At 73.5% G+C, this 22,332-nt stretch carries 25 protein-coding genes; 11 read left to right on the top strand and 14 right to left on the bottom strand.

Annotated elements, in window-relative coordinates:
• Position 1: 1 nt before the first annotated feature.
• Both ACZ6CV_RS04775 and ACZ6CV_RS04770 read right to left on the bottom strand, forming a co-directional pair.
• Positions 2 to 886: an SDR family NAD(P)-dependent oxidoreductase gene (locus ACZ6CV_RS04775; protein ID WP_469249555.1), complete on the bottom strand. Its 885-nt coding sequence runs from the start codon at positions 884 to 886 to the stop codon at positions 2 to 4.
• A gap of 1 nt (position 887) precedes the next feature.
• Complete coding sequence (locus ACZ6CV_RS04770) at positions 888 to 1,685, bottom strand: acetoacetate decarboxylase family protein (protein ID WP_469249554.1); 798 nt, start codon at positions 1,683 to 1,685, stop codon at positions 888 to 890.
• An 82-nt stretch (positions 1,686 to 1,767) separates the two neighbouring features.
• On the opposite strand from ACZ6CV_RS04770, the gene ACZ6CV_RS04765 reads away from it, so the two are divergent.
• From ACZ6CV_RS04765 to ACZ6CV_RS04740, 6 genes are all read left to right on the top strand, one after another.
• The gene (locus tag ACZ6CV_RS04765) at positions 1,768 to 2,427 is read left to right on the top strand and encodes a TetR/AcrR family transcriptional regulator (RefSeq protein WP_469249553.1); all 660 of its coding nucleotides are present in this window, start codon (positions 1,768 to 1,770) and stop codon (positions 2,425 to 2,427) included.
• Positions 2,428 to 2,458: 31 nt separating this feature from the next.
• Entirely contained in the window at positions 2,459 to 3,454 is a 996-nt protein-coding gene (locus ACZ6CV_RS04760; protein ID WP_469249552.1) for a DEDDh family exonuclease, read from the top strand.
• 125 nt (positions 3,455 to 3,579) lie between these two features.
• Positions 3,580 to 3,813, top strand: coding sequence for a hypothetical protein (locus ACZ6CV_RS04755; RefSeq protein WP_150166323.1), 234 nt, complete (start codon positions 3,580 to 3,582; stop codon positions 3,811 to 3,813).
• 105 nt (positions 3,814 to 3,918) lie between these two features.
• A complete protein-coding gene (locus ACZ6CV_RS04750; RefSeq protein WP_362376755.1) occupies positions 3,919 to 4,707 on the top strand; it encodes an SURF1 family cytochrome oxidase biogenesis protein in 789 nt (262 codons plus the stop codon).
• A 76-nt stretch (positions 4,708 to 4,783) separates the two neighbouring features.
• The gene (locus ACZ6CV_RS04745; protein ID WP_469249551.1) at positions 4,784 to 6,568 is read left to right on the top strand and encodes a glycoside hydrolase family 15 protein; all 1,785 of its coding nucleotides are present in this window, start codon (positions 4,784 to 4,786) and stop codon (positions 6,566 to 6,568) included.
• 5 nt (positions 6,569 to 6,573) lie between these two features.
• Positions 6,574 to 7,329, top strand: coding sequence for an SDR family oxidoreductase (locus ACZ6CV_RS04740; RefSeq protein WP_362376758.1), 756 nt, complete (start codon positions 6,574 to 6,576; stop codon positions 7,327 to 7,329).
• 63 nt (positions 7,330 to 7,392) lie between these two features.
• On the opposite strand, the gene amaP is transcribed toward ACZ6CV_RS04740, so the two are convergent.
• From amaP to ACZ6CV_RS04715, 5 genes are read right to left on the bottom strand one after another with little or no spacing between them, the layout of a single operon-like run.
• On the bottom strand, positions 7,393 to 7,980 hold the full coding sequence (gene amaP / locus ACZ6CV_RS04735) for an alkaline shock response membrane anchor protein AmaP (protein WP_469249550.1): 588 nt from the start codon (positions 7,978 to 7,980) through the stop codon (positions 7,393 to 7,395).
• Complete coding sequence (locus ACZ6CV_RS04730) at positions 7,977 to 8,822, bottom strand: DUF6286 domain-containing protein (protein WP_469249549.1); 846 nt, start codon at positions 8,820 to 8,822, stop codon at positions 7,977 to 7,979. Before ACZ6CV_RS04730 ends, amaP begins: the two co-directional genes overlap by 4 nt.
• Positions 8,819 to 9,163 carry an Asp23/Gls24 family envelope stress response protein gene (locus ACZ6CV_RS04725; RefSeq protein ID WP_362376760.1) on the bottom strand — a complete coding sequence of 115 codons (345 nt, stop codon included), beginning with the start codon at positions 9,161 to 9,163 and terminating at the stop codon, positions 8,819 to 8,821. Before ACZ6CV_RS04725 ends, ACZ6CV_RS04730 begins: the two co-directional genes overlap by 4 nt.
• A gap of 3 nt (positions 9,164 to 9,166) precedes the next feature.
• Entirely contained in the window at positions 9,167 to 9,352 is a 186-nt protein-coding gene (locus ACZ6CV_RS04720) for a hypothetical protein (RefSeq protein WP_355818703.1), read from the bottom strand.
• 23 nt (positions 9,353 to 9,375) lie between these two features.
• On the bottom strand, positions 9,376 to 9,864 hold the full coding sequence (locus ACZ6CV_RS04715; RefSeq protein ID WP_469249548.1) for an Asp23/Gls24 family envelope stress response protein: 489 nt from the start codon (positions 9,862 to 9,864) through the stop codon (positions 9,376 to 9,378).
• Between the two features lie 112 nt (positions 9,865 to 9,976).
• Here ACZ6CV_RS04715 and ACZ6CV_RS04710 point away from each other — a divergent pair, with 112 nt between their 5' ends.
• Positions 9,977 to 10,708, top strand: a complete 732-nt coding sequence (locus tag ACZ6CV_RS04710; RefSeq protein WP_469249547.1) for a nucleopolyhedrovirus P10 family protein — start codon at positions 9,977 to 9,979, stop codon at positions 10,706 to 10,708.
• A 585-nt stretch (positions 10,709 to 11,293) separates the two neighbouring features.
• Here the strand turns inward: ACZ6CV_RS04710 and ACZ6CV_RS04705 are convergent.
• From ACZ6CV_RS04705 to ACZ6CV_RS04690, 4 genes are all read right to left on the bottom strand, one after another.
• On the bottom strand, positions 11,294 to 12,097 hold the full coding sequence (locus ACZ6CV_RS04705; RefSeq protein ID WP_469249546.1) for an enoyl-CoA hydratase/isomerase family protein: 804 nt from the start codon (positions 12,095 to 12,097) through the stop codon (positions 11,294 to 11,296).
• Positions 12,098 to 12,230: 133 nt separating this feature from the next.
• The gene (locus ACZ6CV_RS04700; protein ID WP_055550175.1) at positions 12,231 to 12,452 is read right to left on the bottom strand and encodes a helix-turn-helix domain-containing protein; all 222 of its coding nucleotides are present in this window, start codon (positions 12,450 to 12,452) and stop codon (positions 12,231 to 12,233) included.
• Between the two features lie 384 nt (positions 12,453 to 12,836).
• Positions 12,837 to 14,435 carry an ABC-F family ATP-binding cassette domain-containing protein gene (locus ACZ6CV_RS04695; RefSeq protein ID WP_355818691.1) on the bottom strand — a complete coding sequence of 533 codons (1,599 nt, stop codon included), beginning with the start codon at positions 14,433 to 14,435 and terminating at the stop codon, positions 12,837 to 12,839.
• Between the two features lie 121 nt (positions 14,436 to 14,556).
• On the bottom strand, positions 14,557 to 15,363 hold the full coding sequence (locus tag ACZ6CV_RS04690; protein WP_469249545.1) for a hypothetical protein: 807 nt from the start codon (positions 15,361 to 15,363) through the stop codon (positions 14,557 to 14,559).
• Between the two features lie 226 nt (positions 15,364 to 15,589).
• Between ACZ6CV_RS04690 and ypfJ the strand changes: the two genes are divergently transcribed.
• Positions 15,590 to 16,480, top strand: coding sequence for a KPN_02809 family neutral zinc metallopeptidase (gene ypfJ / locus ACZ6CV_RS04685; protein WP_362376767.1), 891 nt, complete (start codon positions 15,590 to 15,592; stop codon positions 16,478 to 16,480).
• Positions 16,481 to 16,541: 61 nt separating this feature from the next.
• Positions 16,542 to 16,955, top strand: a complete 414-nt coding sequence (locus ACZ6CV_RS04680) for a VOC family protein (RefSeq protein ID WP_469249544.1) — start codon at positions 16,542 to 16,544, stop codon at positions 16,953 to 16,955.
• Positions 16,956 to 16,962: 7 nt separating this feature from the next.
• On the opposite strand, the gene ACZ6CV_RS04675 is transcribed toward ACZ6CV_RS04680, so the two are convergent.
• The 3 genes from ACZ6CV_RS04675 to ACZ6CV_RS04665 all read right to left on the bottom strand — a co-directional run bounded on the left by ACZ6CV_RS04675 (position 16,963) and on the right by ACZ6CV_RS04665 (position 20,390).
• Positions 16,963 to 18,420 (bottom strand): hypothetical protein, encoded by a 1,458-nt coding sequence (locus tag ACZ6CV_RS04675; protein WP_469249543.1) that lies wholly within the window; start codon positions 18,418 to 18,420, stop codon positions 16,963 to 16,965.
• Positions 18,421 to 18,476: 56 nt separating this feature from the next.
• A complete protein-coding gene (locus ACZ6CV_RS04670) occupies positions 18,477 to 19,613 on the bottom strand; it encodes an alpha/beta hydrolase family protein (RefSeq protein WP_469249542.1) in 1,137 nt (378 codons plus the stop codon).
• 66 nt (positions 19,614 to 19,679) lie between these two features.
• Positions 19,680 to 20,390 (bottom strand): class II aldolase/adducin family protein, encoded by a 711-nt coding sequence (locus tag ACZ6CV_RS04665; protein WP_469249541.1) that lies wholly within the window; start codon positions 20,388 to 20,390, stop codon positions 19,680 to 19,682.
• A 292-nt stretch (positions 20,391 to 20,682) separates the two neighbouring features.
• Here ACZ6CV_RS04665 and ACZ6CV_RS04660 point away from each other — a divergent pair, with 292 nt between their 5' ends.
• Positions 20,683 to 21,978, top strand: a complete 1,296-nt coding sequence (locus ACZ6CV_RS04660) for an inorganic phosphate transporter (RefSeq protein WP_469249540.1) — start codon at positions 20,683 to 20,685, stop codon at positions 21,976 to 21,978.
• A gap of 12 nt (positions 21,979 to 21,990) precedes the next feature.
• Positions 21,991 to 22,215 (top strand): hypothetical protein, encoded by a 225-nt coding sequence (locus tag ACZ6CV_RS04655; protein ID WP_469249539.1) that lies wholly within the window; start codon positions 21,991 to 21,993, stop codon positions 22,213 to 22,215.
• Positions 22,216 to 22,332: the final 117 nt, after the last annotated feature.

Raw genomic sequence — 22,332 nt, 5'->3', positions numbered from 1 at the left:
TTCAGTCCAGAATGAAGCTCTCCAGATACGCCGGGTTCGCGCGGTCGAGCATCGAGCGCGACCTGGCCTCGATCTGCCGGTCGCTGTGATCGCTCGGCGGCAGCAGCCAGAACCGGCCGGCCGCGATGCCCTGTGCCACGAAGTCCGCGACCTCCTCGACGGGCGTGAACTCCACCTCCTGGCCGGCCTCCTTCATCGCCGTCTCCCACTGGTCGAGGCTGCGGTAGGGGCTCTTGCGGGGGCGAGTCTTGGCGTACCGCTCGGGCCGGTTGCGGTGCGACTCCCACAGGCCGGTGCGGAGCATGTGGGGGCCGGGGAAGAGGACGGAGGCGCCCACGCGCGCGTGCTCCGCCTTCAGATGGGCGTACAGCGACTCGGTCATCGTGACCACGGCGGCCTTGGTGACCGCGTACACGGAGGCGGTGGGCAGCGGGGCGATGCCGCCGTCGGCGGAGGAGGTGTTGACGACGTGGCCCGGCTCGCCACCCTCGATCATCCGGGGCACGAAGGCCTGGATGCCGTGGAAGACGCCCCACACGTTGACCTCGAAGGCCCACTTCCAGTCGTTCGGCTCGTGCTGCCACATGCGGCCCTCGGCGCCCGAGCCGACGCCCGCGTTGTTGCACAGCACATGGACGGCGCCGAACGTGTCGTACGCCGCGTCGGCGAGGGCGACGACCTGCTCGCGCGAGCCGACGTCGACCACGCGCGCGTGCACCGTCGCCCCGTCCTCCCGCAGCGAGGCGGCCGCCTTCTCCAGGGCGCCCTCCTCGACGTCGGCGAGGACCACCTTCAGGCCGTCGGCCGCGAACCGCCGGGCCAGGGCGAGTCCGACGCCGCTCGCCGCCCCGGTGACGACGGCGACCTGTCCCGCGCGCAGCTCCATCTCAGACGCTCCCCTCGGGCGGCCCGTCGAGGATCTGCGCGGGGTCGTCGTAGCGCTGGTGGATGTAGGGGAGCAGGGCCTGCGCGCTGACCCGCTCGACGACCCTGCCCTGCTGGTCGGAGGTCTTCTCGCCGAGGGTGAGCTCGACGAGGGCGCGCACCGGCAGGTCGGCCACCGGGTCGTACATCGACTCGCGCAGCACGACGTCGCCGGTGACCGCCTCCAGCTTGCGCACCTTCTCGTTGCGCGTGCAGTGCACGAGCACCGGGTCCGCGTCGAAGCCCGAACCGTCCACGGCGGGCAGGAACTTGAAGTAGAAGTCGGTCTTGCGTGTCGGCTCCGGGAGCGGCAGCTCGCCGCTGACCGCGCCGCGCACCTCCACGAACGCGATGCCGTGCCGGGCGAGCCTGGCCCGTACCACCAGGCCGTCCCGCTCGACCTCCACCTCGCCGAGCTTCTTCGGCTCGCCGAAGACCTCGCGCCCGCCGATCAGGGCCCGCTCGTGGGTCATCGGCATCACCAGCGGATACCAGCCCGTCACGCCGCCGTGCTCGGCGGCGACGGCGACCGAGCCCGCGCCCAGCGGGTAGCCGGGCAGGTCGACCTTGCTGATGTTCGCCCGCACCAGGGGGCGTCCGGTGGGTTTCAGCGGCGGCGGCAGGACCGCGGCGACGGCGTCGGGATCGCTCTCCCAGACGGCCACCACCCCCGTCGACCAGATGTCGGGGAGCTTGGAACTCGCGGTGCGCGCGGCGGCGATCTCCGCCTCGTCGCGCGCCCCGTAGCGAACGCGTGCCATGTCGTACCACCCTTCGTCAGCGCGGAATCAGGTCCGCGGCCGGGACTTGCGGCGGTTCTGTAACACAGTTACAACAGGAGCCGTGAAGGGTAAAGAGACAGAGCGCGTCGAAGCGCGGGGCCCGCGCACGCCCCTGGACCGCGAGCAGGTGATCGAAGCCGCCGCACGCCTGGTCAAGCGGCACGGCCCCGAGGCCCTCACGATGCGGGCGCTCGCCGCCGAGCTCGGCGCCGCCGTCACCTCGATCTACTGGCACGTCGGCAACCGCGAGTCGCTCCTGGACGCCCTCGTCGAACGCACCCTCGCCGACCTCGGCGAGATCCGCGCCACCGGCCGCACCCCGGCGCAGCGCGTCGCCGCGGTGGCCCGCGCCCTGCGCCACCAGCTCCTCGACCATCCGCACCTCGTCGCGATGGTCCACGAACGGGGCCTCACCGAAAGGATGTTCCTGCCCGCCCAGCGGACCCTCGTGCACGAGGTGCACCGGGCGGGGCTGCGCGGCGCCCGCGCCGCCGAGGCCGTGCGCGCCGTCCAGGTGCACGTCGTCGGCCACGTCCTGGTCGAGCGCTACCGCGAACGCGCCCCGGAGCAGCACCCGGGCGAGGAGGAGTTGTGGACCGCGCGGGCGGCGGAGGAGGACGGCGCGCTCGCCCGCGCGCTGGCCGGACCGGTCGATCCGGAGGCGCTGTTCGACACCTCGGTCAGGGCTCTGGTGACGGGACTGCTCGGACCGGCGAGCTGACTGTCAGTCGCGGCCCGTATCCTCATGGACCATGCTCGAAGACCGCACGACCGCAGCGTCCGCAGCCCCCTGGCCGGCCGCGTACCCAACGGGGTACGCGGTCGTCGACGTGGAGACCACCGGCCTGGCCCGCGACGACCGCATAGTGTCGGCCGCCGTCTACCGGGTGGACGCCCGGGGCGAGATCGAGGACCACTGGTACACGCTGGTCAATCCGCAGCGCGACCCCGGTCCGGTCTGGATCCACGGCCTCACCAGTGAGCTGCTGGCCGGCGCGCCGCTCTTCTCGGACGTCGCCGAGGAGTTCGCGCGCCGCCTCGAAGGCCGCGTCCTCGTCGCGCACAACGCCGTCTTCGACTGGTCGATGATCGCCAGGGAGTACGCACGCGCGCAGCGCACGGCCCCCGTCCGCCAGCGGCTGTGCACCATCGCGCTCTCCAAGGAGCTCGCGCTCCCGCTGCCCAACCACAAGCTGGAGTCGCTGGCCGCGCACTTCGGCGTCGAGCAGCGCCACGCGCACAACGCCCTGGACGACGCGCGGGTGCTCGCCGAGGCGTTCCGGCCCAGTCTGCTCGCGGCGGCCGGGGGCAATGTCCGGCTGCCGCTCCTGGAGTGCCGGCCGCTCACCGAGTGGTCCGACGGCGCGGCCCGCGTGGTCCGCCAGGCGACCGGTCCGACGCCCGTCTCCTCGTACCGGCCCGGGAGTTGGCGCCCCTCGCGGAAGCGGCCGCCGTGCCCGCATCCGAACCCGGGGCGTTACGAACCGGGCAAACCGCTCAAGCAGGGCATGCGGGTGGCGTTCTCCGGGGACACCTCCGTGGAGCGCGAACTCCTGGAGGACCGGGCGGTGGACGCCGGGCTGCACATCGCGACGAGTGTGTCCCGTCTCACCAGCCTGCTGGTGACGAACGACCCGGAGTCCGGCACCTCCAAGACCGTCAAGGCGCGCTCGTTCGGCACCCCGGTGATCGACGAGGCCGCCTTCGGCCAGCTGCTCCAGGACGTGGCGCCCGCCACGGAGACGTAACCGCACAGACGTTCCTCGCCCGCGCGGGCGCCCGGGGCCGCCCCGGGCGTCAGACGGGTGATTGCCGCACGACTCGCCCGCCGACCGCTCGCCCCGCACCGCCGCGACGTCTCACCCTGTGGCGCATGGCACGTTGCGAGGTCTGCGGAAACGACTACGGCATGTCCTTCGAGGTGCACGCACAAGGTGCGGTGCACGTCTTCGACTGCTTCTCCTGCGCCATCCACCGCATGGCGCCCATCTGCGAGCACTGCCGGTGCCGCATCATCGGCCAGGGCGTCGAGGTGGAGGGCCACTGGTACTGCGGCGCCCACTGCTCGCGCGCGGAGGGACGGGTGGGCATCGTCGACAACGTCTGAGCCGGACACCGTCCGAGCCGGTCCCCCGGCGGCCCCGCGCCCCGCGCCCCCGCCCACCCCGACCCCTCCCCCGACACCCCGCGGCCCTAGAGGTACGGTCGTGGGGTGTACCGCTTCCTGTTGACCCGGCAGTGGGTGATCCTCACCCTCATCGCCCTCGTTCTCATCCCCGTGATGGTCGAGCTGGGTTTCTGGCAGCTGCACCGTCACGAGCACCGCGTCGCGCAGAACCAGCGGGTCACCGAGGCGCTGGCCGCCGACCCGGTGCCGGCCGAGAAGATCACCTCGCCGGGCCACGAGGTGCCGAAGGCGGACCTGTACCGCCGGGTGAGCGCCAAGGGGACGTACGACACCCGGCACGAGGTCGTCGTGCGGCGCCGCACCAACTCCGACGACGAGGTCGGCTTCCACGTCCTCACCCCGTTCGTCCTCGACGACGGCAAGGTCCTGCTCGTCAACCGCGGCTGGATCCCGGCCGACGGCCCGCAGACGGCCTTCCCCAAGGTCCCCGCCCCGCCCCGGGGCGAGGTCACCATCACCGGGCGGCTGAAGGCCGACGAGACCTCCGCGGCCAGCGGGATCAAGAACGTCCGCGGCCTGCCGGACCGTCAGATCATGCTGATCAGCAGCGGCCAGCAGGCCGACAGCCTCGGCAAGCAGGTCCTCGGCGGCTACGTCGAACAGACCTCGCCGGAGCCCAAGGACGGCTCCCCCGAACTCATCGCCGAGCCCGACCACAGCGGCATCGGCCCGCACATGGCGTACGCGGTCCAGTGGTGGCTGTTCGCCTCGGGCGTGCCCATCGGCTGGGTCGTCCTGGTCCGCAGGGAGAAGCGCGACCGCGCGGCCGCCGCGCAGGCCCCCGCCGAGGAGAGCGTGCCGGCGCACGCCTGAGCGCCGCCCCGGCCGGGCGTCCGCGCCCGCCGGGCGCCCCGGATTGGCCGGGCCCCTTCCCGGGAAGCCGTTCCCCGTGCATCACCCCATCGAGGATTACGCGCTCATCGGCGACCACCAGACCGCCGCCCTGATCGGCAGGGACGGCTCCCTGGACTGGCTCTGCCTGCCCCGATTCGACTCGGCCGCCTGTTTCGCCGCGCTGCTCGGCGACGAGGAGAACGGACACTGGCGCATCGCACCCAAGGGCGCCGGTGCCTGCACCCGGCGCGCCTACCGTCCCGACTCCCTCGTCCTCGACTCCGAGTGGGAGACCGACGACGGGTCCGTGCGCGTCACCGACTTCATGCCGCAGCGCGACCGCGCCCCCGACGTCATCCGCATCGTCGAAGGCCTCAAGGGCCGCGTCACCGTGCGCAGCACCCTGCGGCTCCGCTTCGACTACGGCTCCGTCATGCCCTGGATGCGCCGGCGGGACGGGCACCGCATCGCGGTGGCGGGCCCCGACTCCGTGTGGCTGCGCAGCGAGCCGGCCGTGCACACCTGGGGCCACGACTTCGGCACCCACTCCGAGTTCACCGTCGAGGAGGGCGAAAAGGTCGCGTTCGTCCTGACCTGGCACCCCTCGCACGAGCCGCGCCCCGCCCTGGTCGACCCGTTCGACTCCCTGCGCGACAGCCTCGCGGACTGGCAGGCCTGGGCCGCCCGCTGCGACTACGAAGGCCCGCACCGCGACGCCGTCGTACGCTCCCTCATCACCCTCAAGGCCCTCACCTACGCCCCGACCGGCGGCATCGTGGCCGCCCCCACCACCTCGCTCCCCGAGGAGCTCGGCGGCGTCCGCAACTGGGACTACCGCTACTGCTGGCTGCGCGACTCCACCCTCACCCTGGGCGCGCTGCTCGCGGCCGGCTACTCGGAGGAGGCCGAGGCGTGGCGCGACTGGCTGCTGCGGGCGGTCGCGGGCGACCCGGCCGACCTGCAGATCGTGTACGGCCTCTCCGGGGAGCGGCGGCTCCCCGAGTACGAACTGCCCTGGCTGCCCGGCTACGCGGACTCCGCCCCGGTGCGCATCGGCAACGAGGCCGTCAAACAACTGCAGCTCGACGTGTACGGCGAGGTCGTCGACTCGCTCGCCCTGGCCGATCGCTCCGGCCTCGCCACCCCGCCGCACGCCTGGCACCTCCAGCTCTCCCTGCTCGAGTTCCTGTACGAGAAGTGGCGGGAGCCGGACCAGGGCCTGTGGGAGGTGCGCGGGCCCCGGCGCCACTTCGTGTACTCCAAGGTGATGGTGTGGGTCGCCGCAGACCGCACGGTGCGCTCCCTGGAGCAGAACCCGAAGCTGCCCGGCGACGTCGAGCGCTGGCGCCGGCTGCGGGACGAGGTGCACCGCGAGGTCTGCGAGCGCGGCTACGACGCCGACCGCAACACCTTCACGCAGTCCTACGGCTCCACCGAACTGGACGCCTCGCTGCTGCTCATCCCGCGCGTGGGCTTCCTGCCGCCCGACGACCCGCGCGTCATAGGCACCATCGACGCGGTCCACGCCGACCTCGGCAACGACGGGTTCCTGCGCCGCTACACCGCCGACCAGACGGACATCGACGGACTGCCCGGCCAGGAAGGCGTCTTCCTGGTCTGCTCGTTCTGGCTGGCGGACGCCCTGCACATGACGGGCCGCACGAAGGAGGCGCGCGAACTGTTCGACCGGCTCCTCGCGCTCCGCAACGACGTGGGGCTGCTCGCCGAGGAGTTCGACCCCGCGTCGGGCCTGCAGCTGGGCAACTTCCCGCAGGCGTTCAGCCACATCGGTCTGGTCAACACCGCCCTCGCGCTCTTCGGCGGGGACGCGGCAGGATAGGAACCATGGATCTTGGACTGAAGGACCGTGTGTACGTAGTCACCGGCGCCACCCGTGGCCTCGGCAACGCCACCGCCCGCGCGCTGGTCGCGGACGGCGCGCGGGTCGTGATCACCGGCCGGGACGAGAAGACCGTCGCCGAGGCCGCCGCCGAGCTGGGCGAGCGGGCGGTGGGCGTCGCCGCGGACAACGCCGACCCGGCGTCCGCGGACGCGCTGATCGGCGCGGCCCGTGAGCACTTCGGCCGCTTCGACGGCGTGCTGATCAGCGTCGGCGGGCCCGCGCCCGGCTTCGTCGCGGACAACACCGACGAGCAGTGGCAGGCGGCGTTCGAGTCCGTCTTCCTCGGCGCCGTGCGGCTCGCCCGCGCCGCGGCCGCCGGGCTCGGCGAGGGCGGCGTCATCGGCTTCGTGCTCTCGGGTTCGGTGTACGAGCCGATCGCGGGCCTGACCATCTCCAACGGGCTGCGCCCGGGGCTCGCCGGGTTCGCCAAGTCCCTCGCGGACGAGCTCGGGCCGCGCGGCATCCGGGTCGTCGGGGTGCTGCCCGGCCGGATCGCCACCGACCGGATGCGCCAGCTGGACGGCCTCTCGCCCGACCCGGAGGCCACCCGCGCCGCCAACGAGGCGGGTATCCCGCTGCGCCGCTACGGCACGCCGGAGGAGTTCGGCCGCACGGCGGCGTTCCTGCTCTCGCCCGCGGCGTCCTATCTGACGGGCGTCATGGTGCCGGTGGACGGCGGCTCGCGCAGCGGCTTCTGACCGACGCGCGCTGTGTACCGGCGTTTATGACCGGCACCCGAGGCCGTACGGGTCACGTGGGGGTCAACTCACCCGTTCCGCGCGGTGCTTGAGTCCGCGCAGCCGCACCGTGGTCGGCAGGCCGTCGAGGCCCGCCGAGTCGCGGGCGTGCGCGAGGGTCTCGTCGGACAGCCGGTGCAGCGTGTCGGCGGGCGCGGCGTGGGGTTCGAGGACGAGCTGCACGCGCGCCCGCGGCGTGCCGCGCCGCCCGGTCAGCGTGGCCTGGGCACGGTCGACGCCGTCCAGCGTCTCGGCCTCCCTGGCCAGTACGTTCTCCATGGCCCGGCCGCGCAGCGACGCGCCCTCGCCGTCCCCGGTCGCCACCAGGACCTCCGCGAGGCGGCGCCTGCGCAGCTGGGCGGAGAGCCACCACAGCGCGAGCAGCAGACACACCGCGAGGGCGGCGATGACCGCGGGCCAGAACCAGCCCTCGTCCCGCCACCGCGTCCGGTCGGCGGCGCTGAGCAGCACGTCGTGCCGGCCGTCGTGGATCCACCAGGAGGGCGGCGACGCGCCGAGCCCGACGGCGAGCACGGAGCCGCCGAGGACGAGCAGCACGAGCCCGATCAGGGCGAGGACGATCCGGTTGACCGTGCGCAGCATGGCGCTCATCCCTTCCTGCCGGGCCGGGCCACGTGGACCGAGAGGCCCGGGTCCCGCGCGAGACCGAGGTCGCGGATGCCGTCGGACAAGGTGGTGTCCAAGTCATCGCGTACGTCGTCGAGTTCACGGAAGTGCGAGACGGCGCGCACGGCCACCTTGGAGCGTGTCATGCGGACCCGCACGGACTGCACGCCGGGCACGTCCATCGCCCGGTCGCGCAGCACGGTCGCGGCGGCGCCGCGGTACAGGCCGCCGCGTACGTCGGCGTGGGTGCGCCGCATCGGCAGGAGGGACCGCATCCCGGGCGTCACCGCGAGGAGCAGGAGCCAGAGCCCGAGGACGGCGGCGACGGCCGCGCCGGCGAGCACGGCCGTGTCGTCGAGCGGCCGTTCACCGAGCTGACGGGCCAGTTCGCGCCGCCAGCGCATCGCCGGATGGTCGGCCCGTACGGCGACGATGTCGTACAGGAGCAGCCCGGAGCCGCCGAGAACGACCAGAGCGGCGATCGCCGCGGGCACCCGCCGAGCGGCCCAGAACCGCCCCGCCTTGCCGTCGCCGCCGGAGAGCGTCGGCAGGGGTTGGTAGGCGGAGGCGGAGGACGACCGGTCGAGGTCGTCCGAACGGTCGGGGTCGGCCGGTCGGTTGGGGTCGACCGGCCGGCCGGGGACGCCCGAACGGTCGGCGTCGTCCGACCCGTCTAGGTCGCCCGTCCGGTCGGAGGCGGCCGGTCGGTCGGGGGCGGGGGTGCTTCCGGACTCGATGACCGGGAGGCGCTGGGTCGCGCCCTCGGTGTCGTCCGCGCCATCCGCGCCATCCGCGTCGTACGCGTCGCTTGCCCGGGGGTCACTCATCGTGTCCTCCCGTGTGCCGAGGCGCGGACCCGCGCCGAGTGCAGCCGCTCCACCTGGACGGCCACCTCGGGCACGTCCATCCCCGCCAACGCCTTCACCTGCTGGGCGACATGGCGACGCACCGCGCCGCACTGGCCGCCGATGTCACAGGGGTAGTCCAGTTCGAGGCTGACGCGGACGCGGGCCTCGTCGTGGCGGACGGAGACCGTGGCGCGCGGCGGCGGGCCGTCGGGCGGGACCGCGTCCACCGCCTCGCGGGCGGCCTGCGCGGCGATCTTCGCGACGACCCGGTCGGCGATGGTGGTCGCGCCGCGCTCACCCGGCGCGACCTGTGCCGCCACCGCTCACCGCCGCCGGTCGCCGCGGCCGCGGAAGAAGTCGCCGGGTTCCAGGTCCCCCTCGAGGAACCGCCCGGCCACGAAACCGATGGCGCCCAAGGCGGCCACCAGCAGGAACGCCCCGAAGCCACCGAAGTATCCGGCGAACCCGAGAGCCATTCCGGCCACCATGCCGATCACGGCCATGCTCATCGTGCGCTCCTTAACGAGACGTCCTACTGGAGGCGTCCCTGGGGCTCGTCGTCATCGTCCTCGTCGGGCAGTTTCACGTCGCTCACCGCGATGTTGACCTCGACGACCTCGAGCCCGGTCATGCGCTCGACGGCCGCGATCACGTTCTCGCGCACGTCCTGTGCGACGTCCGAGATCGCCACGCCGTACTCGACGACGATCTCCAGGTCGAGCGCGGTCTGCACCTCGCCGACCTCGGCCTTCACCCCGCGCGACACGGATTTCGAGCCGCCGGGGACCCGGTCGCGCACGGCCCCGAAGGTCCGCGCGAGGCCGCCGCCCATGGCGTGCACGCCCTCGACGTCGCGCGCCGCGAGCCCGGCGATCTTCTCGACCACGCCGTCCGCGATGGTGGTGCGGCCCCGGCTGCCCGGGGCACCGCCGCCCGATCCGCCCGCGGACTTCGCCGCGACGGGGTTCGGGGAATCCTTCTCCAGCGTCTGCGACGCCTTGCGCTGTCCGGTCTCGGTCATCGCCGTCCCGTTCCTTTCGACAGGGGATGTGCTCCGTCGAATGAGGCTGCTTCTGCGCCCACAGTAAGCGCGGCCCCGCGCTCGCGCGCCCGGGATGCGGCAGGGTGGAGCCATGACGGGCGAGGGTTGGACGCAGGCGGTACGCCGACAGCTGGGACTCGGCCGGGTCCTGCCACTGGGCGGCGCGGAGGACGGCGCGTGGGTGACGGAATCGGCGGCTGACGCCGCGTTGCGCCGGATGGCTGACAAGGTCGCCGGCGTGCGGCTCGGTACGGTGCGCATCGCGCAGGCCGAGCCGGGGCGCGCCGTGGAGCCCGCGGTGCCGGCCCCGCCGAGCGCGCTGTCGCCGGGGCCGCTGCGGATCACCGCGGAGTTCACGGCGGTGGCCACGGAGCCGCTGCCCGCGGCGGCGGACCGGCTGCGGGCCGCGCTGACGACGGCGGCGCACCGGCTCGGCCTCGTGGCCGAGGAGGTCGACCTGACGGTGACGGGTCTGCTCGACGAGGACGCCGACGCGAGCGCCGCCCCGCGGACCGGTCCCGCGCACATGGCGCCGACGGAGTCCGCGCCCCCGGAGCGGCCGGACGACGCCGACGAGGCGCGCGTCGCGCGGGCCGCCCTCGCGGTGCCCGGAGTGGTCCGGCTGACCGGAGTGATCGGCGGCGCCGTCCATCTGGAGGAGCACCCGGCGACGGACACGCTGCCGCGCCGCCACGCCCGCCTGGAGCTCGCCACGGGAAGCGGCCACCGCGCCCTGGACGTGGCACTAGCGGTCCGCGCGGCAGTAGGCGCAGCCCTCCCCGACCACCCCACGGTGGCGGTACTGATCACCGAGGCGGGCTAGCCCTCACCCAAAGGCTCAACGAACCCCAGTCACACGACCCCGGCACCACCAAACGAACCACGCCAAGACCCACCGAACAGGCTTCGGGCCCGACCCGGAACGGGCAACGCCAGGCAACGCCCAGCACCGGCGAGCGGAGGGCGACAGACCCGCGAACCGCACCGAGACCCACCGGACAGGCTTTGGACCCGGCCCCGGACAAGGCAACGCCAGGCAGCACGAGCCCGGCAGCCACCGTCCGGCGCGGGCGTACGGAGCGCGGCAGATCCGCGGACGGGAGACCCGCCGGCTTTGGGCCCGCCCCGGAACAAGCAACGCCAGGCGCACGGGGCCGACAGCCACCGTCCGGCACCGGCGAGCACACCGCACCGGAACCCGCCGGACAGGCTTCACGCCCAGTCCGGAACAGGGCAACGCCCGACGCACTAGTCCGGCGACCACCGCCGGCACCGGCAAGCACTCCGCGCCGGAACCCGCCGGACAGGCTCTGCGCCCCGCCCGGGACAGGGCAACACCCGGCGCACGAGCCCGACGGTCACCGCCCGGCACCGGCGCGCGGTCCCCGTAAAGGCCCAGGGGCCAGGTTCAGTCGTCGAGGCCCGCCAAGTCCCGCAAGCGGCGGCCCTGGGCCGCGCGTTCGGCGGCGCGCTGCTCCTCGTACGAGCGGGCCGCGGCACCCTGCAGCAGCGCCTTGGTCTCGATGACCGCGTCGCGGGGCGCGGCGACGAGCGCTGCGGCCAAATCCTTGGCGGCGGCGTCGAGCTGGTCCGCGGGGACGACGAGGTTGGCGAGGCCCACCCGCTCCGCCTCGTCGGCGTGCACGAAGCGGCCGGTGGCGCAGATCTCCAGCGCGCGGGCGTAGCCGACGAGCCCCACCAGCGGGTGTGTGCCGGTGAGGTCGGGGACGAGGCCCAGGCTGGTCTCGCGCATGGCGAACTGCACGTCGTCCGCCGCGATCCGCAGATCGCAGGCGAGCGCGAGCTGGAAGCCGGCACCGATGGCGTGGCCCTGGACCGCGGCGATGGAGACGATGTCGCTCCGCCGCCACCAGGTGAACGCCGCCTGGTACTCGGAGATCGTGGCGTCGAGGAAGCCGTCCTCACCGCGCGCCAGATCGATGAAGGACGGCTCGCCGTCGAAGCCCTCGGGCGTGAACGCCTGCCGGTCGAGGCCCGCGGAGAAGGACTTGCCCTCACCGCGCAGCACCACGACACGGACGCTGCCCGGCAGCAGCTGACCTGCCTCCGTCAACGCCCTCCACAGCGCGGGAGATTGGGCGTTGCGCTTGGCCGGATTGGTCAGCGTCACCGTGGCGACGGCCTCGTCGATGGTGAGGCGTACGCCGTCCTTGTCGAGAACCGGTGCGAGCTCGCTGTCGGGCGAAGCCATGGGTGCCTCCGATGGGTGCGGTCGGACCGGGCGCGCGGGAGCGCCCGTAAGTGACTGCACAGTAACCACCCGGCCGAACTACCGGCCGACCGGGTGGTCACCATCGGAGCATGGGACAGCCTGCCGCCCGCCGTCAGCCGGCGGCGGCCTTCTTGCCTCGCGTCGCCCCGCCGCGTCCCCGCAGCGTGACGCCGGACTCGCTGAGCATGCGGTGCACAAACCCGTAACTACGGCCGGTCTCCTCGGCCAACGCCCGGATGCTCGCACCGCCGTCGTACTTCTTCTTCAGGTCTGCCGCGAGCTTGTCGCGCGCGGCGCCGGTTACCCGGCTGCCCTTCTTCAGAGTCTCGGCCACCCGTGCCTCCTCATGGGAAGTGCGCTCTGGACTTCTCATGATCACCCCTCGCGGGCTTCCTGGCCACCCATTCGACAAGGTCCATACGCCGAGGTTTGTCGCTCCATAAGCGGCGGACACGAGCGGAATTAACGATTCCGCGCGCCGATTTTCGCTCGCCCGAAGAAGTCCCGCGAAGAACCCGCAGGTCAGAGAGGTGCCGGGTGGAGAGGAAGACGTCTGTGCAGGTCACCGCCGAAATCCGTGTATGACACACCTCGGTACGAGGAGAGCTCACACAGATGAGGGATCACGGATCGGCCGAATGATCCATACCCAGTGGATCAGCCATTCGATCAAGCGCGGTGGACGCCCCGGACCGGGGCGCCCGGGGGCGCCGCCGCGTCAGGCGAGGGCGACCAGATCCGCGTAGTCCTGGCCCCACAGGTCCTCGACGCCGTCCGGCAGCAGGATGATCCGCTCCGGCTGCAGCGCCTCCACCGCGCCCTCGTCGTGGGTGACGAGGACGACCGCTCCCTTGTAGGTGCGCAGCGCGCCGAGGATCTCCTCGCGGCTGGCCGGGTCGAGGTTGTTGGTGGGCTCGTCGAGGAGGAGGACGTTGGCGGAGGAGACGACGAGGGTCGCGAGCGCGAGCCGGGTCTTCTCGCCGCCGGAGAGCACGCCGGCCGGCTTGTCGACGTCGTCCCCGGAGAAGAGGAACGAGCCGAGCGTCTTGCGCACCTCGACGAGGTCGAGGTCGGGGGCGGCCGAGCGCATGTTCTCCAGGACCGTGCGCTCGGGGTCGAGGGTCTCGTGCTCCTGCGCGTAGTAGCCGAGCTTGAGGCCGTGGCCCTCGATGACCTGACCGGTGTCGGGCTTCTCGGCGCCGCCGAGGAGCCGCAGCAGGGTGGTCTTGCCGGCGCCGTTGAGGCCGAGGATGACCACGCGCGAGCCCTTGTCGATGGCGAGGTCGACGTCGGTGAAGATCTCCAGCGAGCCGTACGACTTCGACAGGCCCTCGGCCATCAGCGGCGTCTTGCCGCACGGCGAGGGCTCGGGGAAGCGCAGCTTGGCGACCTTGTCGTTCTGGCGCACCGCCTCCAGGCCCGCGAGGAGCTTGTCGGCCCGCTTGGCCATGTTCTGGGCGGCGACGGTCTTGGTGGCCTTGGCGCGCATCTTGTCGGCCTGCGAGTGCAGCGTCGCGGCCTTCTTCTCGGCGTTCTGGCGCTCGCGCTTGCGGCGCTTCTCGTCGGACTCGCGCTGCTGCTGGTAGAGCTTCCAGCCCATGTTGTAGACGTCGATCTGGGCGCGGTTGGCGTCCAGATAGAAGACCTTGTTGACGACCGTCTCGACCAGGTCGACGTCGTGGGAGATCACGATGAAGCCGCCGCGGTACGTCTTCAGGTAGTCGCGCAGCCAGACGATCGAGTCCGCGTCGAGGTGGTTGGTCGGCTCGTCCAGGAGGAGCGTGTCGGCGTCCGAGAAGAGGATCCGGGCCAGCTCGATGCGGCGGCGCTGACCACCGGAGAGCGTGTGCAGGGGCTGGCCGAGCACGCGGTCGGGGAGGTTCAGCGCGGCGGCGATGGTGGCGGCCTCGGCCTCGGCGGCGTACCCGCCCTTGGTGAGGAACTCCGTCTCCTGGCGCTCGTACTGCTTCAGGGCCTTCTCGCGGGTGGCGCCCGCGCCGTTCGCGATGCGCTGTTCGTTCTCGCGCATCTTGCGGATCAGTACGTCGAGGCCGCGCGCGGAGAGGATGCGGTTGCGCGCGAGCACGTCGAGGTCGCCGGTGCGGGGGTCCTGCGGGAGGTAGCCGACCTCTCCGGAGCGGGAGATCGTGCCGCCCGCCGGGATGCCCTCACCGGCCAGACACTTGGTGAGGGTGGTCTTGCCCGCGCCGTTGCGGCCGACGAGGCCGATGCGGTCGCCCTTCGCGATGCGGAAGGTGGCGTTCTCGATGAGGATGCGGGCGCCGGCGCGCAGCTCGATGCCGGAAGCGGTGATCACGGGGGTACTCCTGAACAGAGTGGACGGCGAGTGGGACGACTGAGGTGCTCGGGACCGGTGGCTATGCCGTCCAACTGAGGAGAGGAGCTGCCATGGCAGCCAGTCTAACGGGACGTCGCAACTACTTTTCTGGGCGAGCGCCGCGCTCGGCGGGGTGAGGGCCGCCATCGACGACCCGCCGGACGTCCCCGTTGCCGAGCGGTGTGCGCCCCGGAACGATTCTGCCGTAGTCGTCCACCGCGATGACCTGCGCGGTCCATGCCGCGGTGGGGCTCGTACAGGGCTGGGCGAGCAGCAGGGCCGCACCGTGACGTACGGAACGCGCCGGTTCGAAGGCGCAGCCGCGGCGGGCGGGCAGCACCCAGCGCAGATCGCCGTCCGCGGTGCGGTAGGCGGCGACGCGGTGCGGGGTGACGACGGCCAGCATGCGGGCGCCCGGGGTGAGCGGCTGCAGGACCCCGGCGCCGCCGCGTCCGGCCGGGCCGCGCAGCCAGGGCGCGCTCTCCGGGATGGCGCGGTGCCAGCGCACCGAGCTGCCGTCGGCACGCGCGGTGTCGGTGACCATGCCGTCGTCCCAGAGCGTGAGGGCGTGGCCCGGCGCGGGCAGCACGGTCACCGGACGGCGTCCCGCGCGCGTGTACGTCCAGCGCGGGCCGCCGCTCGCGGTGTCGTACGCCTCGACCGCCCGGCCCCGCGTGCGCAGCCCCGGTTCCGTGCCGGTCCCCGCCGCGCGCGTGTGGACGGTGAGGCGGTCCCCGTAGGGGGCGGGCCGGGCGTGGTGGGCGGCGGTGACGAGCGGCAGCGCGAGGAGCGCGAGCGCCACGGGGAGCGCGACGCGGACGCCGCGGCGGACCGGCGCGGGCAGGCAGGAGCGCGCGCCGGACGCCTCGTGCGGCAGGCCGGCCGCGTCGAACGGCAGAGCGGACATGACGCCCCCCTTCGGTACCACTGCCCACGGATCAGGCGCAGAGCGTAGCGGCGGGGGTCGGGGCGGGCCGCCCGGCGGCGGGGCGACACGGCGCGGGGTGGTCCGCGTCCCCCGTTCGGACCTCCGTCCGGCGCCCGCGGAACGCGGACGTATCAGGATGAAGTGGCCGGGAGCCCGGTGCGGGGCGGCGCGGGCCGTTCCGGATGCGCGGCAGAGGGGTGCGCCCATGCAGTTCGACGACGACGCCGATCTGGACACCTCGGAGGTGCAGGATGCGCGCGGCAGTCGGATCCCCGGCGGCCGGGCGACGGTGGGCGGCGGCGTGGCCGGTCTGATCGCGCTGCTCCTGGGGCTGTTCTTCGGGGTGGGCCCCGACCAGCTCGGGCTCTCCTCCGGCAACGACGAGCCCGCGGTCTCGTCCTCGTCGCTCGACCAGGTGCAGCAGAGCTGCCACACGGGGCGGGACGCCAACAGCAAGGAGGACTGCCGGATCGTGGCGGTGGTCAACAGTCTCCAGGACTACTGGCGTCCGGAGTTCCAGCGCCGCAGCGGCACGTACTCCCCCGCGCGGACCTACCTCTTCACCGGCCGCGTGAACACCGCCTGCGGCACCGCCACGTCGGCGGTCGGACCGTTCTACTGCCCCGGCGACCGGAAGGTCTATCTGGACCTGGGCTTCTTCGACGACCTGCGGACCAAGTTCGGCTCCAGCGGCGGCCCGTTCGCGCAGGCGTACGTGGTGGCCCACGAGTACGGGCACCACGTGCAGAACCTGATGGGCACCCTGCGGCGCTCCCAGGACGGGCGCACCGGGCGCGACAGCAACGCCGTGAAGGTCGAGCTGCAGGCCGACTGCTACGCGGGGGTCTGGGCCCGGCACGCGACCCGCAGCCCGGACGAGCGCACCGGCAAGCCGCTGATCACCAGCCTCGACGACGCCGACATCCGGGACGGCCTCGACGCGGCGGCCGCGGTGGGCGACGACCGGATCCAGGAGAAGTTCCAGGGCCGGGTCACGCCGGAGTCCTGGACCCACGGCTCCGCGGAGCAACGCCAGCAGTGGTTCTACCAGGGCTACCGCAGCGGCGACATGGCACAGTGCGACACCTTCCGCTGACACCGCGCGAGACATCCGGCACACAGCATCCGGCACGAGACATCTGGACGGAGTGATCGGCATGGCAGGCCACGCCGCGGGACGGCCGAGCGTCTTCCCCACCCTGCTGTACGCGGACGCCAAGGCCGCGATCAAGCAGCTGACGGAGGCCTTCGGCTTCACCGAGCTGAGTGTGTACGAGGGCGAGGACGGCAGCGTCATGCACGCCGAGCTGGCGCAGGGCAACGGCGCGGTGATGCTCGGCTCCAAGGGCAGGGGCGGCGCCTTCGACCGGGCGATACGCGACGCCGGACCGTGCGGCGTCTACGTCGTGGTGGACGACGTCGACGCCCACCACCAGCGGGCGAAGGAGCACGGCGCGGAGATCCTGATGCCCCCGACGGACCAGGACTACGGCTCGCGGGACTACATGGCCCGGGACGCCGAGGGCAACGTGTGGAGCTTCGGCACGTACGCCCCGGACACCCGGGGCTGACGCCCGCTCACTCCCCGCCGGTGTGCACCTGGAAGGCCGCGCGGCGCACCGCCTTGGCGAGCGCCGGGTCGGGGTGGGCCGCGGCGAGGGCGACCAGGACCTGCACGGTCCGGGGGTGGCCGACCCGGCGCACCTCGTCGAGGAGTGCGGGCACGGTGGGCTGGACCGCCGACTCCAGGTGCCGTACGAGGAGTTGGGTCTCGCCGTGGTCCGCGACGGCAGCCGCGGTGTCGACCCACAGCCAGGTGGTCTCCTCGCGGGTCAGCACGAGGTGGACGTCCTCGGGGTCGGCGCCCTCCTGCTCGGCGAGCCAGAGCAGTGCGTAGGGGCGCAGGGAGGGCTCGTCGACGACCGCCCTGACCTCCGCCTCGGCGGGCGCGCCGACCACCCGCAGGGCCTCGAAGGCCAGGCCGCGCAGCAGGGCGTCCTCGCCGCGTGCCGCGGTGAGGAGTTCGGTGACCGCGCCGCCCACCGTGCGGGCGGCGAGCCAGGCGCGGTACTCGGCGCGGGCCGCGTTGGGACGCAGCCGGGCGCAGCCGCGCAGCATGTCCTCGGCGGCCTGCTCGATGTGCCCGGCGGGGCTCTGCGCGGCGACGCAGATCTGCTCCAGCTTGACCCAGACCGCCCAGCTGCCCAGCGGGGTGAGCGTGGCCTGGCCGTCGGCCCAGGTCAGCGCGCCGACGGCGGCGAGGCCGTGCAGGGCCCAGTCGAGCAGCGCGGGGAGCGGGGCGTCCTGCGGGGTGTCGGGCGCGGCGGCGGGGTCCGGCTGCGGGCCGTAGGGGATCTCGCAGCGCTCGGTGCGCAGTTCGGTGACGCGCTGGTCCAGGAGGTCGAGCAATTGCGGTACGGGCACGGGTCCTGCCGACAGCTGGAGCAGCGAGAGGACCTGCGGCATGGCCTCGACGACCTCGGCGACGGCCGCGGGGGCGAGGTCGTCCGGCGCCGGGTGGGCCAGCGACCAGGCGTCGAAGAGGGCGACCCAGCCGCGCAGTACGGCGGTGTCGTCGCGGTCCCAGACGCGCAGCCGCCAGCCGGGGCGGGCGACGTCGCCGTGCACCTCGACGAGGCCGGCGAGGCGCGCGGTGTCCCAGTCGGCGCGGATCTGAGCGGCGGTCAGGCCCAGCTCGGCGGCGGCCCGTTCGGCCGTGGCGTCGGAGAGCGTGCCCTTGCCGTCGGGCGTCCCCGGGGCGCCGTCCGGGCCGGGGCGCAGCGCGGCGTCCGCCCAGCGGGCGACCCGCGCGGCGTCGGCGAGCCGGGCGCGCGCCGCTCCGGCCAGCTCCGCGGGGGCGGGTGTGCCCTCGGGTGGCCGGGGCGCGGGGCGGCGCGTGCGGCGGTTGCTCATCGCGCCGGGGGCGGCCGAGAGGGGGCGCGTTGCGTCGCGCCGGGCCTCTCCTCGCTCTTCGGCCCTCGGGTAGGGCGCGCGGACAAGTCGGAGCCTGGAGTCGCGCGGGGTACGGGACGTCACGGGAACAGTCTTCCTGTTGACGGTCCGAAAACCCAAACGGAATGCGGGTGCGGGGCTCAGACCAGGGGCGTGAGGAAGCGCCGCAGCACCTCTTCGTACCCCTTCGGGTCGGCGTTCCACATGGCGCCGTGCGGGGCGTCCGGCACGGTGTGCAGGGTGACCAGGTCCGGGCGCCGGGCGGCCAGTTGGCGGGAGAGCGCCCAGGGGGCGACCACGTCGTCGGGGCCGTGCACGAGGAGGGTCGGGACCTTCGGCATCCCGGCGCCGGCCGCCGCGAGGATGCGGTCGCCGCGCAGCCCGGTGCGCCCCTGGGCCGCGCGGACCGCAAGCGGAAGGAGCGGTCCGGGGGTGCGGCGGGCGCCGGCGAGGGCGCGCAGGGTGGATTCCCAGTTCAGCACCGGGGAGTCGAGGACGAGTCCGCTGACGCGGTCGCGCAGCGCCGAGTGGGCGGCGGCGTGCAGACACATGGCGGCGCCGGTGGACCAGCCGTGCAGGACGATCCGCCCGGCGCCGTTGCGCACGGCGTGCCGCATGGCGGCGTCGAGGTCGCGCCACTCGGTCTCGCCGAGGTGCCCGAGGCCGTCCGGGGAGCGGGGCGCGCCCGGGTCGCCCCGGTAGGCGATGTCCAGGACGGGGACCCGCAGCCGGCGCAGGAAGTCCATCACGACCATGGGGTGTTCGCGGGTGGTGCCGAGGCCGTGCACCGTGATGACCCAGGTGTCGCGGGCGGCGGGCACGAACCAGGCGGGCAGGGCGCCGAGTTCGCCGGGCACGACGACGTCCTCGTGATCGATGCCGAGCGCGGAGCGCGGGTCGCCCACGTGGACCTGTGGGGTGAGCCAGACGCGCGCGCCGGGGTCCAGGGAGCCGTGGGTGACGGCTTCGAGGCGGCGTACGACCGTGTCGGCCTCGTGCGGGGCGGCGTCCAGGACGGGGCCGACGATCGCGTGGGTGCCGGGGCCGCTCAGGCCGTATCGGCCGGGGCGGCGGCTCGCGAGGGCGCGGGTCAGGGTGACCTGGCCCGCGGCCGTGGCGTGCACGGTCAGACGGGGTTCGGTCGGCAGCGGGCGGCCGACGGGCGCCTTGAGGGCGGCGTCGCTGGCGAACCGGCCCGCCGCGATGGCGGCTGCGGCCGTCCCGAGGGCGGCTGTGACTGCGGTGACGGCCGCTGCCGTCGCTTTGGCTGGGCGCACCGTCCCAGTGTCCGGGGGCGAGGCCCGCGAAGCCAGTGGGCGGTGCCCGCGGGGTGAGCGAACAGCTCAGTTGGCCGACTGTCCGTACCCCTTCAGTTTGCCTTCCGCTTCGCGCAGCTGGTCCGGCGAGAGGAGGGCCGGGGTGCGGCCGGGGAGGGCGGCGGCGGTGAGCCAGAGGCGGCACATCCACTCCAGCTGGGCGGTGCGGTCGTACGCCTGGGCGAGGCCGGATCCGTAGGTGACCGTTCCGTGGTTCTGGAGCAGGCATCCGGTGCGCTCGCGCAGGGCGCCGAGCATGGCGCTCGCCAGCTCCTCGGTGCCGTAGAGCGCGTAGGGCGCGACGCGCACCGGGCCACCGAGGGCGGCGGTCATGTAGTGGACCGCGGGGACCTCGGTGACCAGCAGCGACACGGCCGTGGCGTGCACGGCGTGGGTGTGCACCACCGCCCGCGCGTCCGTGGCGCGGTAGAGGGCGAGGTGCATGGGGAGTTCGCTGGTGGGCGTGAGATCGCCGAGCACCTGGCGTCCTTCGAGGTCGACGCCGACGGCGTCCTCGGGGCGCAGCCGGTCGTACGGGACGCCGGTCGGGGTGACCAGGACGGTGTCGCCGACCCGCACGGAGACGTTGCCGGAGGTGCCGACGACCAGGCCGTCCGTCACCGTCCTGCGGGCCGTCGCGACCAGCTCCTCCCAGGCCCGGCCGATCGCGTCGCGCGTCGCCGCCCCGTCAGTGCCGCCGGTGTCCTCGGTGGCATCGGTGTGCCGCTGCTCAGTCATGCGGGGATCCTGCCGGGTGATCTGGATCTCTTCAACGGTGGGCGCCGGCCCGGGGGGCCGGGGGCGGGCGGTCGGTCCGTGCGGGGTGCGCCGCCGGATGGCGGAGCCCGACACTCCGGTCGGTTTGCGGGTCGCCCGGCACCGCTCCGTACAGTCGATCTCAAACACCTGTCCTACCCGGAGCAAGGGCACTCCGCTTTGGGTCACCGCACCGCCCGGCCCAGTTCACTTTCCGTTCACCCGGATTGCCTACGTTCCTTGTGCCACTGACGTCCAACAGAAGCCTGGGTAAATGGAACACATCACGCTTCTCCTCGGGATCGTGATCGTCACCGCTCTCGTGTTCGATTTCACGAACGGTTTCCACGACACAGCCAACGCGATGGCGACGACCATCTCGACCGGCGCTCTCAAGCCCAAGACGGCGGTGGCCATGTCCGCCGTGCTCAACCTCGTCGGCGCCTTCCTCTCCGTGGAGGTCGCCAAGACGATCTCCGGCGGCATCGTCAACGAGGACGGCCTCAAGACAGAGGTGATCTTCGCCGCGCTCGTCGGCGCGATTCTGTGGAACCTGCTGACCTGGCTGGTGGGCCTGCCCTCCAGCTCCTCCCACGCACTCTTCGGCGGCCTCATCGGCGCCGCGGTCATGTCGATGGGCTGGTCGTCGATCAACGGCGGCACCGTCGTCACCAAGATCCTCATCCCGGCCGTCGCGGCCCCGCTGGTGGCCGGCATCGCCGCGACGCTGGCCACCCGCCTGACGTACCGGATCGGCCGCAACACCGACCAGAAGGCCACCGCCAAGGGCTATCGCGCGGGCCAGATCGCCTCCGCGGGACTCGTCTCGTTGGCCCACGGCACCAACGACGCGCAGAAGACCATGGGCATCATCACGCTCGCCCTGATCACCGGCGGCGTCCTGAACCCCGGCGCCAACCCCCCGATGTGGGTCATCGTCTCGGCCGGTGTCGCCATCGCGCTCGGCACCTACCTCGGCGGCTGGCGCATCATCCGCACGATGGGCAAGGGCCTGACCGACCTCGCGCCGCAGCAGGGCTTCGCCGCCCAGACCAGCGCCGCGACGGCGATCCTCGCCTCCTCGCACATCGGCTTCTCCCTCTCCACCACCCAGGTCTGCTCGGGCGCCGTGATGGGCGCGGGCCTCGGCCGCAAGGGCGGCGTGGTCCGCTGGTCGACCGCCACCCGGATGTTCGTCGCGTGGGGCCTGACCCTGCCGGCCGCCGGTCTGGTCGGCGCGGGCGCCGAGTTCCTCACCAAGCAGGGCCCCTGGGGCGTCGCGGTCACCGCGGCCCTCCTGATCGCCGGGGCGAGCGTCATCTGGGTCCTGTCCCGCCGCAACTCGGTGGACCACACCAACGTCACGGACGACGAGATCCGCTCCGGCGACACCCCGGCCGCCGAGCCCGCGGGCGTCGTGACCACCGCGATCGCCGCCGTCACCCCGCCCCCGGCGGGCGCGATGGCCGCCTCCGTCCTGCCGGGCGCTCCCGTCAAGGCCACCGTCTCGGCCCCGACCACCACCACGACCGGCGCCATGGCGGACCCCGCCCGGCCCGCGACCGTGTAAGGACAGACCAGCATGAGCATCGACTGGGCAGCTCTCGGCTCCGTGTTCGGAGTCAGCCTCGCGGTGACGGTGGCCCTGGTGGGCCTGTTCACCCTCGGCATCGTCGGCCTCTCCAAGCAGGAGTCGGCGGCCGCCTCCGCCGGTGGCTCCGCGGCCCTGGCGCGCACCGGCGCGTACGCCTGCTTCGCGCTCTGCGCGGCGGCGGTGGCGTACGGCATCTTCCTGATCGTCGCCTGAGGCGTCGCCCGACGGCAGCCTTTCCTCGTGGGGCGCGGAGCGTACGGACGCTCCGCGCCCCACGCGCGTGCGCGGACCCCGCGTGCAGGCGCCGCGTGTGGGCCCCAACACACTCTC

The organism is Streptomyces sp. NPDC041713 (assembly GCF_055591085.1).
Note: the sequence above shows the minus strand (reverse complement) of the source record. Positions and strands in the feature narration are given on the sequence as shown.

Excerpts from the sequence above, each read along its gene's own strand:
- amaP (WP_469249550.1), bottom strand. The coding sequence starts at position 7,980 with ATGAGCGCCATGCTGCGCACGGTCAACCGGATCGTCCTCGCCCTGATC.
- ACZ6CV_RS04740 (WP_362376758.1), top strand. The coding sequence starts at position 6,574 with ATGGATCTTGGACTGAAGGACCGTGTGTACGTAGTCACCGGCGCCACC.
- ACZ6CV_RS04715 (WP_469249548.1), bottom strand. The coding sequence starts at position 9,864 with ATGACCGAGACCGGACAGCGCAAGGCGTCGCAGACGCTGGAGAAGGAT.
- ACZ6CV_RS04710 (WP_469249547.1), top strand. The coding sequence starts at position 9,977 with ATGACGGGCGAGGGTTGGACGCAGGCGGTACGCCGACAGCTGGGACTC.
- ypfJ (WP_362376767.1), top strand. The coding sequence starts at position 15,590 with ATGCAGTTCGACGACGACGCCGATCTGGACACCTCGGAGGTGCAGGAT.
- ACZ6CV_RS04720 (WP_355818703.1), bottom strand. The coding sequence starts at position 9,352 with ATGAGCATGGCCGTGATCGGCATGGTGGCCGGAATGGCTCTCGGGTTC.
- ACZ6CV_RS04665 (WP_469249541.1), bottom strand. The coding sequence starts at position 20,390 with ATGACTGAGCAGCGGCACACCGATGCCACCGAGGACACCGGCGGCACT.
- ACZ6CV_RS04690 (WP_469249545.1), bottom strand. The coding sequence starts at position 15,363 with ATGTCCGCTCTGCCGTTCGACGCGGCCGGCCTGCCGCACGAGGCGTCC.
- ACZ6CV_RS04655 (WP_469249539.1), top strand. The coding sequence starts at position 21,991 with ATGAGCATCGACTGGGCAGCTCTCGGCTCCGTGTTCGGAGTCAGCCTC.
- ACZ6CV_RS04730 (WP_469249549.1), bottom strand. The coding sequence starts at position 8,822 with ATGAGTGACCCCCGGGCAAGCGACGCGTACGACGCGGATGGCGCGGAT.
- ACZ6CV_RS04755 (WP_150166323.1), top strand. The coding sequence starts at position 3,580 with ATGGCACGTTGCGAGGTCTGCGGAAACGACTACGGCATGTCCTTCGAG.
- ACZ6CV_RS04705 (WP_469249546.1), bottom strand. The coding sequence starts at position 12,097 with ATGGCTTCGCCCGACAGCGAGCTCGCACCGGTTCTCGACAAGGACGGC.
- ACZ6CV_RS04680 (WP_469249544.1), top strand. The coding sequence starts at position 16,542 with ATGGCAGGCCACGCCGCGGGACGGCCGAGCGTCTTCCCCACCCTGCTG.
- ACZ6CV_RS04660 (WP_469249540.1), top strand. The coding sequence starts at position 20,683 with ATGGAACACATCACGCTTCTCCTCGGGATCGTGATCGTCACCGCTCTC.
- ACZ6CV_RS04775 (WP_469249555.1), bottom strand. The coding sequence starts at position 886 with ATGGAGCTGCGCGCGGGACAGGTCGCCGTCGTCACCGGGGCGGCGAGC.
- ACZ6CV_RS04770 (WP_469249554.1), bottom strand. The coding sequence starts at position 1,685 with ATGGCACGCGTTCGCTACGGGGCGCGCGACGAGGCGGAGATCGCCGCC.
- ACZ6CV_RS04760 (WP_469249552.1), top strand. The coding sequence starts at position 2,459 with ATGCTCGAAGACCGCACGACCGCAGCGTCCGCAGCCCCCTGGCCGGCC.